A 12524-nucleotide genomic window follows, 5' to 3' on the forward strand; every position below is an offset into this window, starting at 1 on the left:
GTTATTCGGTGTAAAGCCACGTAGCGGAAGCGGATTGCGAATATCCGATTGACATAATAATTACGCAAGGTAAGTATTTGATAATGAAAAATAAAGACAGTAATTAACGGGGGTGTAGATTATGCAGAACTTAGACAAAACGATGATTGATAAATTAATCGGGACAGCAATTGAACAGTTGAAATTTTCTTATGCACCATATTCCAATTTTAAAGTTGGCGCAGCACTGCTTGCGAAGAATGGAGAAATCTATACAGGGTGTAATATTGAAAATGCAGCATACACACCTACTAACTGCGCTGAGAGAACTGCGTTCTTTAAGGCTGTAAGCGAGGGGATAAAGGAATTTGATGCGATTTGCATTGTTGGCGGAAAAGGCGGTGTTTTGACCGAATACGCGGCTCCATGCGGTGTGTGCCGACAGGTAATGATGGAATTTTGTAACCCGGAGACATTTAAGATTGTTTTGGCAGTGGATAAGGAACATTATGATATTTATACCCTGAAAGAGCTGCTGCCACTGGGATTCGGTCCAATGAACCTGGCATAAAGCCTTTTTCAAAACACTTACTAAAGTATATACGAAATACGAAATGGAGAAACATCACGACACAGGAACAACTGATCGCATTACCCAAGATAGAATTGCACTGCCATCTGGATGGGTCACTCAGTCGTGAATTTATAGAAAAGCGTTTGGGAAGAGAAGTACACCAGGAGGAACTGAGCGTATCAGATGACTGTACCAGTCTTGCACAATATCTGGAAAAATTCACATTGCCGGGACAATGCATTATGGATGAAAAAGGTCTGGAAGAAGCCGGATATGATGTGTTGAGAGGCATGAGCAGAGAAAAATGCAAAGGCCATTTTTTGTAAAAGACATTTTCAATCATTAGTCTTTTGTGCTAAAATAGGAAAAGAGTTTATCTGAATAAATCGCTAAAGCGAGATAAATGATAAAGACAAATCATAAAGATAAATGATACAGAAAGGAAAATGATTTTTATGGAAACAGGGACAATTTTCAAATTTCATAATGATCTGGATACAGACCAGATCATAGCATCACAGTATCTGCTACTTCCGAATCTGGATGAGATGAAAGGACATGCTTTTGAATCATTGGATCCGGATTTCTCAAAGAAAGTAAAATCTGGTGATTTTGTAGTAGGTGGAGAGAACTTTGGATGTGGTTCATCCAGAGAGCAGGCGCCTGGTGTATTAAAAGCATTGGGAGTACAGGCAGTTGTAGCGAAATCTTTTGCACGAATTTTTTACAGAAATTCAATCAATATTGGTTTGCCGGTAATTGTTTGTAAAGATCTTCCGGACGAAGTGAAAACAGGTGATCAGATGATTCTTCATATGTCAGAGGGAACGGTTGAAGCAAATGGAAAAACTTATTCTTGCACAAAACTTCCGGAGTATATGCAGAATATCTTAAATCAGGGCGGTCTGATCGCATCTCTGAATAAGGAGGAAAAATAAGATGGGAATGACAATTGCAGAAAAGATTATTGCTGCGGCAGCCGGTGTTGACAGCGTAAAACCGGGAGATATCCATACAGTTAAACTTGACCGTCTAATGAGTAATGATGGAACAACACATCTTACCGTTGATATGTACCGCAATAAATTAAAGAATCCGCATATTGCAGATCCAGGCAAACTTGTGTTTATCGTGGACCATAATGTACCTTCAGACAGTCCGAAAACGGCTGCTTCTCAGAAGAAAATGAGAGATTTTGCGAAAGAAAATAATATTGATTTCTGGGAAGGAAAGGGAGTTTGCCATCAGGTTATGATCGAGAACTATGTTCGTCCAGGTGAATTGATCTTTGGTGCAGACAGCCATACCTGCTCTTATGGAGCGCTGGGAGCATTCGGAACAGGTGTAGGCTGCACAGATTTCCTGTATGGTATGGTTACAGGAACATCATGGGTTCTGGTACCTGAAAGTGTAAAATTCAATCTTATCGGAAAACTTCCGGAAGGAGTTTATGCGAGAGATTTAATCCTCACTATTATCGGTGAAATCGGAGCAAATGGATGTAATTATCAGGCTATGGAGTTTACAGGGGAAGGCACAAAAACACTCAGCATCAGTGATCGTATGGCACTTTGCAACATGGCAGTAGAAGCCGGAGCTAAGACTGGTATTTTCGAAGCAGATGAGAAAGCAATTGAGTATCTGAAAGAACATGGACGTGAGCCAAAAGCTATCTATCACAGTGATCCGGATGCTGTTTACGCAAGAGAATATACATTTGATTTATCAAAAGTTCGTCCTGTAGTTGCCAAACCGGACTTTGTAGATAATGTAGTTCCGGCAGAAGAAACATGTGGAATTGAAATTAATGAAGCTTTCCTTGGCTCCTGTAACAATGGACGTATTGAAGATCTTCGTGTCGGGGCAGAAATCATCAAAGGCAAGAAGGTGGCTGAGGGCGTCAGATTCCTCGTTGTGCCTGCAAGCCAGACTATTTACCGTCAGGCATTAAAAGAAGGCCTTATGGATGTGTTTATGGACGCTGGAGCCATTGTTATGAATCCGAACTGCAGTGTATGCTGGGGAAGCTGCCAGGGTGTTATTGGCGAAAATGAAGTTCTGATCAGTACAGGAACACGTAATTTCAAAGGACGTGCAGGACATCCAAGTTCAAAAGTATATCTGGGTTCAGCTGCAACTGTTACAGCGTCTGCTATTGCCGGAAAGATTGCGTTAGCAAGTGAAGTATAAAATGTTTCACGTGAAACTTATAATAAATATGATTTTAGGGACAAAGGTCTTTTGCCCCTGATATCATAAATATGCAGATAGAAATAAAGAGGTAAGATTATGGAAAAATTTACAGGAAAGGTATGGGTATTGGATGATGATATTGATACAGATATCATTATTCCTACAGAGTATCTGGCACTGAAAACAATTGACGATATGAAACAGTATGGATTCAGTCCTCTGCGTCCGGAACTGGCAGGTCAGATTCAGAAAGGTGACATTATTGTTGCCGGAAAGAATTTTGGATGCGGATCTTCCAGGGAACAGGCACCGGAAATTATCAAAGCACTGGGAATTCAGTGCGTAATTGCGAAGTCTTTTGCACGAATTTTCTTCAGAAATTCCATTAACAATGGTCTTTTATTAATTGAGCAGCCAGATATTCATGATGATATCAAAGAAGGCGATGAAGTAACTGTAGTAATGAATGAACACGTAGATTATAACGGAAAACAATATCCAATTGCTTCTCTTCCAGAGAATCTGATGAGTATTATCCAGGCAGGCGGACTTGTAAAAGCCATGCGTAAATTAAACGGACTGGATTAATGAGAAAGGAGAAGTAAATGGGCGAGACAGTTATTGAGAAAATCATAAGAAATAATGTTGGAAAAACAGTAAAGCCAGGAGACATCGTAACGGTCAATGTAGACAGAGTTATGATTCATGACATATTTATTCCATTCGTAGCAGAAAAGTTCGAGGAAATGGGCTTTACGAAGCTCTGGGATCCAGATAAAGTTGTCCTTATCTATGATCATCTGGTTCCTGCAAGTCAGTTAGATGATACAAGGCATTTCCATGCAGGAGATGCTTTTGCAAAAAAATATGGCATGAAAAATGTTCACAGAAGTGACGGAATCTGTCATCAGTTAATGACAGAAGCAGGCTATGTAAAACCAGGAAATATTGTATTTGGTACAGACAGCCATACAACTACTTATGGTTGTGTTGGTGCATTTTCTTCAGGTATCGGATATACAGAAATGGCAAGTATCCTGGGAACAGGAACGATGTGGATCAAGGTTCCGGAGACCATCAAAGTAGTAGTTGACGGAGAACTTCCGGAGAATGTTATGTCAAAAGACATTATTCTGCGTCTGATCGGTGATCTGGGAGCTGATGGCGCAACTTACAGAGCGCTTGAGTTTACTGGCAGTACAGTGAAAAATATGACAGTTGCAAGCCGTATGACAATGGCTAACATGGCAATTGAAGCAGGTGCTAAATGTGCATTATTTACACCAGATGAAAAGACAGCAGAATATTGCGGGATAGAGTTAAATGATTTCCAGAAAAGCCTTTCAGGAGACACAGATGCAACATATATAAAGACGATTACATATCGCGCAGAAGACTTTGTGCCTGTTATGGCATGTCCTTCTCAGGTAGACAAGATCAGAGATGTAAGTGACCTTGAAGGAACGGAAATTGATCAGGTATTCATTGGCTCCTGTACAAACGGTCGTCTGGAGGACCTTAAAGCTGCGGCAGAGGTCTTAAAAGGCAAGAAGGTAGCAAAATATGTAAAACTGATCGTAACGCCTGCAAGCCGCAAAATATACCGTCAGGCGATAGATATGGGAATTATGGATGTACTTGCAGAGGCAGGAGCTATTATCACACATCCTGGATGCGGATTATGTTGTGGTCGTACAGGCGGAATTCTTACAGACGGAGAACGCGTAGTAGCCACAAATAACAGAAACTTCCTTGGCCGTATGGGAACATCAAAAGTAGAAATTTATCTGGCATCTCCAAAAACAGCAGCAGCTTGTGCTGTGGCAGGTAAAATTGTAAAACCTGAGTAATAAAAGGGCTATAAACAGGATAGAAAATATTTACAGTACAATAAATAGTGCTACAATATACTTTAAACACTGAGATTGAGTGAATTTAACCGAATTAAGTAAGTCCCCTGCTTCAATTGCGAGAAGCAATAAGCAGTGGGTGGGACTTGCTTGTATCAGGAGGGGTATAAGCCCCTCCTGATAAACTGCGGAGCAGTTATTCGGTTATGAGCAAGTAGCGAAAGCGGATTGCGAATATCCGATTGACAAGATATAAGCATAATAATTTACAGTACCGAATAAAAATTAAATATGAGATGTGTAGTTATTATGTGACTGACATCAAAGAAATCCCTTGCTTATTGTTTTATACAGAGCAGGGGATTTTTTTGGTGTGATTTTATGTAATAGAAATTCCAAATAAATTTCCTAGTACAGCGAAAATTAAGTTTCTGCTATATTGACGCAGGATGATTTCCTCCGCCTTAAAATAAGAAAATTTATCCTGCAAGATTGCTTCAAGAATCAACTTGTCGGCACACTAGTACATAAAATCACATCAAAAAGTCCTATCAGGCGGGAGCATGTTGCGGCAGCAAGCGGATGCTGCTTACAGGGGCTCATCGAAGGCGAAGAATCCTATAGGCAGAATTCTTTTGGGATGAAGAATATAAAAAGTCACTTCGGAATCATTAAAATAAGAATAAAAATATAGGATATAAGATAAAAATAAGCAAAATTGAACCGTATTAAGCGTGATAATAAGGGTATTTTGAATAAATAGCGAAATAAATGGGAAAATAAGCTGAATTACGCTTGAACTTTAAAATTGAACATGATTGAACTAATGACTAAAACACGAAGAAAAATTCAGAGTAAGTTTAAATATTAGTTCAATGCATAAAATGAACTAATTGAACCAATATTTAAACATGTTAATAAAGTGTTCAATATAGTTCAAAGTAAAATTAAACTACAAATTGAACCAAAAGTAGGAATCAATTGAATTGCAAAAAAATGTGAAAGTTATCGTTGAATTTTTAGTTCAATTATAGTATACTTACAAAGTAAAAATTGCGTAATCTTGCGGGTTCCAAAATGAACAGAACATATGGTTGCGCAACATAAAAAAAGTGAACTATGTTGAACTTACTTGGACATATTTTTAAAATAATAATAGTTTTTACGAAGAGTGATAAAAGTTTCTGGGGAAAGATATATTTTGGTTCTATATATAATATATGGAAAGATATGAAAATTATTACTTCTAATTTGACCAAATCAAGGAAGTCCCCCTGCTTTGATTGCGAATATCCTTTGACTTTATTGAATCAAGTAAGTAGCGAAGCTGATGATTTTATTTGTTTGATTATAGTAAAATAAACAATATTATGCGTTGAGAAGTAAGCTGGGAGGTAATTTTATATGAATAATAAATTTGCTGAGCGATTGAAGATAGCAATGGAACAGAAAAATATGAAGCAGATCGATCTGGTTAAGACGGCGGCTGAACAGGGTGTAAAGCTTGGAAAGAGCCATGTAAGCCAGTATTTGAGTGGAAAAACAACTCCAAGATCAGAAATTCTTCATTTTCTTGCAAATACATTACAGGTAGATGTCGATTGGTTAAAAGGAAATGATGTAACAGTAGAAACATTAAAGAAAGAGACAAACGAGGCAGAGTTTCAGATGGAAAATATGAAATTTGATTACAACTATAATAATATGAAAGAAAATAATAACGAGGCAGTTGAGGAAGCACAGGTTCGTGAATTTAAGAAATCATCAAAATTAAATAATGTACTATATGACGTAAGAGGGCCTGTTGTAGAGGAGGCTGCACGTATGGAAGATGCAGGAACTCAGGTTTTGAAACTGAATATTGGAAATCCTGCACCGTTTGGATTCAGAACACCGGATGAAGTTATCTATGATATGAGACAGCAACTGACAGAATGTGAAGGCTATTCTCCGGCAAAAGGTTTATTTTCTGCCAGAAAAGCAATCATGCAGTACGCTCAGCTGAAAAAACTTCCTAATGTATCAATCGAAGATATTTATACAGGAAATGGAGTCAGCGAGTTAATAAATCTTAGTATGTCAGCTTTGTTAGACAATGGAGATGAGATTTTAATTCCGTCTCCGGATTATCCGTTATGGACAGCATGCGCTACTCTGGCAGGAGGAAAAGCTGTACATTACATCTGCGATGAGCAGGCAGAATGGTATCCGGATATGGATGATATAAGAAGAAAGATTACCAGCAGGACGAAAGCAATTGTTATTATCAACCCAAATAATCCAACAGGTGCATTATATCCAAGAGAAGTATTGCAGCAGATTGTTGATATTGCCAGAGAACATCATCTGATTATTTTCTCTGATGAAATTTATGACCGCCTGGTAATGGATGATGCAGAACATATTTCTATTGCATCAATGGCTCCGGATTTATTCTGTGTTACTTTTAGTGGATTATCAAAATCACATATGATTGCCGGATTTAGAATTGGATGGATGATTCTTAGCGGTAATAAAGCAATTGCAAAAGATTATATAGAAGGTATCAAGATGCTTTCAAATATGAGACTTTGTTCTAATGTACCGGCACAGTCCATTGTTCAGACTGCATTAGGAGGACATCAGAGTGTAGAAAGTTATATTGTTCCAGGTGGACGTATTTATGAGCAGAGGGAGTATATTTACAATGCACTGACAGATATCCCGGGAATTACTGCTGTTAAACCCAAGGCGGCATTTTATATGTTCCCTAAGATTGATACAAAGAAATTCAATATTGTAAATGATGAAAAATTTGCATTGGATTCTGTTAAAAGAGAAGAAAATCCTGCTTGTACATGGTGGTGGATTTAACTGGCAGCAGCCAGATCACTTCAGGGTAGTTTATTTACCGAGAATAGAGGTTTTAAAAGAGGCAGCAGGAAAAATCAGAGATTTCCTGGAACATTATCAGCAGGAAGTATAACGAAAATAGCGTATATGTTTCACGTGAAACATATACGCTTATTTTTTCAGCAGAGAATAATTATTGTAAGGTTTTAATTGAGCATAGTTGTCTGAATAACTTAAAAATAAATATTGTTTCACGTGAAACATCAGCTATAAATTTTAGTATTTACTTAATTAAGATGTTACGGCATTGTTGTAAATTTTATAAAAAATTAATGGTGAATAGGAAATAGATGTGATAAACTATATCCAATGCATCGTTTGCAAAACAGCTATTACATATTTAAAGATAATAAATGTTATATTATTGATAAATGATGCAATAGCATGAATTTTGGAGGTACGACGGAAGATGGAAAATGAAGAAAAAAGCCAGGCAGAGCAGGAGAACAAAAGTCAGTCTGTCTGGAAAGATTTATGGGACTATGCAAAGATTATTCTCGTTGTCTTTGTTATAGCATTCCTGTTAGGACACTTTGTATATATCAATGCAAGAGTGCCGTCAGGATCTATGGAACAGACAATTATGACAGGAGACAGGGTATTTGGTAATCGCCTTGCATATAAGACGAAGGATCCGGAGAGATTTGATATTGTAATATTTAAGTATCCGGATGATCCATCTCAGCTTTTTGTAAAAAGAGTAATTGGCCTGCCTGGTGAAACGGTAAATATTGTGGATGGAAAAGTTTACATCAATGATTCGGAAGAACCATTAGATGACAGCTTTTGCCCGGAAACACCAGAGGGAAGCTTTGGACCGTATACGGTTCCTGATGGTTGTTATTTCATGTTGGGAGATAACAGAAATCATAGTATGGACTCAAGATACTGGCAGAATACATTTGTAGAGAAAGATGCGATAGTGGCAGAAGTAGCAGTTCGTTACTGGCCGCTAAACAAAATAGGAACGGTTGATTAAAGCAATAGCATGAAAGTCGAAAAAAGACTGTTAAAATTAACTGATTTCTCCAAAGATTTTTGGTGAAAAAGTTAATTTTGACAGTTTTTTTACTTTACTTGATGATTTTTTACCAGTAGTTCTTTTTCATTGTATGAAGATTTTTCAAATGTTATACTATAAAAAAAGCTAATTATTAGATATAGAATTACTATAATAATCAGGTGACTCTTGACAAATTATAAAGTAGTTGTTTGAGAAGGTTGGGGAGCAAAATGGATTGTGAATATCCGATAGGCTTCTTATATTTGGTATGTAAAGAGAGGGAAAGAAAGCATGAGAAAATGGAAAAAGTTTATGGCAATAGGTTTGGCAGCATCTATGATAATACCATCTGGTGTACCGCAGCAGATATTGTGGGCATCAGAGTTTTCGGCAGAAAGCAGCGAAACGGTAGCTGATGTGTTTGGAGATAATTCGGAAAGTGAATCGGGAAATAGAACAGGTGATAAGAATAACGAAAAATATGAATTTGATACAGGAGAATCTGAAAAAAAGAAGGAAATGGAGGATATATCAGACGGAGAGAATGGATCGAAAAATATTATTTTAAATGATACAAAAGAACAAACGCCAGAACAGTCTGAAAGGGAAAAAGAAGTAAATACCGGGCAGGCAGTCGAAGGATATACAATACAGCTTTACAGTGAAGGAAAAATCGAAAAAACGTATGTGATAGCATATGCAGATATTAATGACGCAAAAGCACCTGAAGCATTAAAAGGAAAAGCCGGATATGTTTTTAAAGAGTGGAATACAAAAGAAGATGGAAGCGGAGAAGCCTATAAACCGGGAGATTCCATCAGCAAGCTTTTGAAAAGTGAAAATCCGGCAATGCAAAATTTAGATTCGGCAAATACGAATTCAGTGGTACAAGATAAGAAAATGGGAGAAATGGAATCAGAAGGTCTTAATCCAACGGTAGAAAGTGCTGGAAATACAGCACAGATATTATCCGTTGAAGAAGAAAAAATGGAAAGTGCATCATTAGCTGAAGAACCTGAATGGACAGAAGAAACAGAAGAGTCGAAGACAGCAGAAATGGTAACATCTGAAACGACAACCGGAACAACCATAACATTATATGCAATCTGGGAAAAAGCAGCAGAGTATAAAATTACATATAAACTTAATAAGGGAAAAAACAGCACGTCTAACCCCAAAACGTATACTGGAGAGACTGAAATAAAACTAAAAAAGCCCACACGTTCAGGATATCATTTTGTGGGATGGTATACAGACAGTAAGTACAAACAAAAAATAGATGTGATTGAAAAAGGATCAAAGGGCAGGGTTACTTTATATGCAAAGTGGATAAAGGAAGTTAATCCTTCAGCAAAGGCGGCGTCACTGACTGCACTGAAAGGAACAAAAGCAAAGACAATCACTGCATCTGCAAATATTGCCAATTATGTAAAAAGTGTGGATGATTATTATTATCTGTTATATGTAGATTCCAATTCCGGCAAAGTGAAGAAAGCGGCAGCTAAGGTTAAGAAACCTGAGATGTCAAATGGAAAAGTTGCATTTAAACTGGATATTTCCGGGCATCCGGAATATACGCAGGGTAAATTTGCAGTGGGAGTAAAGAAATCCAAGACTGCTTATACAGTAATCAGTTCCAAAAGTTATGTCAGCAATCCAGAGAAACTTAGCTCAAATACAGCAGCATATTTTGTACCAAAAACAAAAAAAGGAATTCAGGCTACGAATTTTAGCGAAGTGACTGATACAAAGTCCAAGAATGTATTTTTTAATCTGTATATATCAGATCTGATGCGAAAAGACAGTGGGGTAGAAACCTATAAGTATAACGGAAAGACATACCATTTTAATGGGCTGTATGGATATGAATATCTGGTTCAGCAGTGTAATGCAAAAGGAATCCAGGTGACGGCACAGATCAGTATTGACAAGAATGCAAGTACACAGAGTCTGACAACCGGAAGCAGCCCATATGCAGAGACTGCTTACTATGGATGGAATACAGACAACGCTGCGACAAGACAGACAATGGAGGCAATGTTTGCATATCTGGGAGAGAAATTCGGCAGAAATAATTGCTATATAAGTAACTGGATTCTGGGAAATGAAGTGAATAGTGCAAGTGGTTATTATTATGTAGGAAATGTAAGCTTCTCTAAATTTATTTCCATGTACAGTGAAGCATTCCGCTGTCTGTATAATGCAGTTCGCAGCAGCCGCGGAAGTTCTAAAGTATTTATCTGCCTTGATAACTGCTGGAACCAGAAAAATGCATTCAGTGTCTGCTACAGCGCAAAATCAACTTTAGATAATTTTGCAACCAAAATTTCTGAGATACAGAAGAATGTTAACTGGAATCTGGCATATCATGCTTATAATCAACCGCTTTCAGATTCTCGGTTCTGGTCTGGGGCAAATGCATCTATGTTTACCAGCGATGCCAATTCCACAACATTCATTACAATGAGAAATATTGACACATTGACTAGTTATGCGAAGAGCAGATATGGTTCCAATACGAGAGTGATTCTTTCTGAACAGGGATTTTCTTCTACAGGTGGACAGGCAAATCAGGCAGCAGCATTGGCGCTGGCATATTATAAGGCGGCTTGCAATCCGATGATTGATGCATTTATTGTAAGAAGCTATAAAGATGAGACTCATGAAGTAGCTCAGGGTCTGGCGATGGGATTAAAAGATGCCAACGGTAAGAAGAAAACAGCATTTAATGTCTTTAGTAATATGGATAGTTCCAATTCACTGAAGTATACGGAAAAGGTATTAAGCAGTCAGGTGGGGAACTGGAAAGCACAGATTCCGGGATATAATGTAAAAAGAATTTCCAGTATGTATCGGAAGTAAAGCGGAAATATATGAAATCGTCACAAATTAAACACATTTTTCCCACACAAAGAACACAAATGATTTCTATACTTAGAAGCATCAAAAGGAAACAGAGAGAAATAAAAGTAAAACAAAAAAATACATATTGTTTTATGGAATTGATATAGATTCAGGGAGGGACTTTATTATGATGAATAAAGACAATAGAAATGATAAAATCAGAAAGATCGTTAAGAAAGGTCTTACATTTAGCTTATGTGCAGTGCTTGTAGGAGGACTTGCAGCAGGAAGCTTTGAGGGTGTAAATAAACTTGCAGGATGGGATGGAGCAGCAACAGTAGAGGCTGCATCAAATAAAAATGAGACAACTTTAACATTTGCTAAATCTGAAAAAGAAGCAGATTCAGATGAGAGCGATTCTAAAGCAGATGACAGTAAAGATACAAGCAGCAAGACAACAGGAAGCCTGGATATATCTGATATCGCAGCGGAGGCACTTCCATCTATCGTATCTATCACAACTAAATCAGTTCAGGAAGTACAGAGCTATTATGGAATGTACGGAATGTATGGATATGCTCCACAGCAGCAGGAACAGGAAGTAGAGGGCAGCGGTTCAGGTATTATCGTAGGTAAGAATGATGATGAACTTCTGATTGCTACAAACTACCATGTAGTAGAGAATGCAGATACATTGTCTGTTGCATTTGCAGATGGAAATGCTGTAGAGGCATCTGTAAAAGGTTTTGATGAAGAGAGAGACCTTGCGGTTGTATCTGTAGCACTGGATGATATTAAGGATGATACAATGGATGCTATTTCTGTTGCAAAGATCGGCAGTTCCGATGACCTTAAAGTTGGTGAGCAGGTAGTTGCAATTGGTAATGCTCTTGGATATGGACAGTCTGTTACTACTGGTATTGTAAGTGCTAAGAACCGTAGAATGGATTCTGAAAAAAGTACAGTAACTGATGGCAGCGATGACAGCAGTGACGGTGTAAATCTGATCCAGACAGATGCGGCAATTAACCCTGGTAACAGTGGTGGTGCTCTTTTAAATATGGAAGGTGAAGTTGTAGGATATGCAACTCTGCAAAACTTGCATCTACAGAAGTTGAAGGTATGGGATATGCGATTGCAATTTCTGATGTAACCGATATTCTTCAGAATCTGATGAATGAGACTTCCA

8 protein-coding genes and 2 pseudogenes are annotated in these 12524 nt (G+C 37.8%); all 10 read left to right on the plus strand.

The features are described from left to right. Positions 1-121: 121 nt before the first annotated feature. The 10 genes and pseudogenes from cdd (at position 122) to AC058W_RS03660 (ending at position 12488) form a co-directional block, all read left to right on the plus strand. A complete protein-coding gene (cdd, locus tag AC058W_RS03615) occupies positions 122-550 on the plus strand; it encodes a cytidine deaminase (protein WP_118411351.1) in 429 nt (142 codons plus the stop codon). A gap of 53 nt (positions 551-603) precedes the next feature. Then, positions 604-855, plus strand: a pseudogene (locus AC058W_RS03620) (adenosine deaminase); the annotation flags it as partial. Positions 856-1008: 153 nt separating this feature from the next. Further along, the gene (locus tag AC058W_RS03625) at positions 1009-1491 is read left to right on the plus strand and encodes a LeuD/DmdB family oxidoreductase small subunit (protein ID WP_117676595.1); all 483 of its coding nucleotides are present in this window, start codon (positions 1009-1011) and stop codon (positions 1489-1491) included. 1 nt (position 1492) lies between these two features. Further along, positions 1493-2743 (plus strand): 3-isopropylmalate dehydratase large subunit, encoded by a 1251-nt coding sequence (locus AC058W_RS03630; protein ID WP_118411350.1) that lies wholly within the window; start codon positions 1493-1495, stop codon positions 2741-2743. A 99-nt stretch (positions 2744-2842) separates the two neighbouring features. Further along, a complete protein-coding gene (locus AC058W_RS03635) occupies positions 2843-3334 on the plus strand; it encodes a LeuD/DmdB family oxidoreductase small subunit (protein WP_117676597.1) in 492 nt (163 codons plus the stop codon). 17 nt (positions 3335-3351) lie between these two features. Continuing rightward, positions 3352-4596 (plus strand): 3-isopropylmalate dehydratase large subunit, encoded by a 1245-nt coding sequence (locus tag AC058W_RS03640; RefSeq protein ID WP_117676598.1) that lies wholly within the window; start codon positions 3352-3354, stop codon positions 4594-4596. A gap of 1404 nt (positions 4597-6000) precedes the next feature. Then, positions 6001-7561: pseudogene (locus AC058W_RS03645) on the plus strand (aminotransferase class I/II-fold pyridoxal phosphate-dependent enzyme). A 336-nt stretch (positions 7562-7897) separates the two neighbouring features. Next, positions 7898-8467, plus strand: a complete 570-nt coding sequence (gene lepB / locus AC058W_RS03650) for a signal peptidase I (protein WP_117676600.1) — start codon at positions 7898-7900, stop codon at positions 8465-8467. A 315-nt stretch (positions 8468-8782) separates the two neighbouring features. Beyond that, positions 8783-11353 (plus strand): DUF5722 domain-containing protein, encoded by a 2571-nt coding sequence (locus tag AC058W_RS03655; protein ID WP_117676601.1) that lies wholly within the window; start codon positions 8783-8785, stop codon positions 11351-11353. Between the two features lie 169 nt (positions 11354-11522). Continuing rightward, positions 11523-12488: a S1C family serine protease gene (locus AC058W_RS03660; RefSeq protein ID WP_479389725.1), complete on the plus strand. Its 966-nt coding sequence runs from the start codon at positions 11523-11525 to the stop codon at positions 12486-12488. Positions 12489-12524: the final 36 nt, after the last annotated feature.

It is taken from the genome of Blautia sp. CGZ-1-C1 (assembly GCF_056504575.1).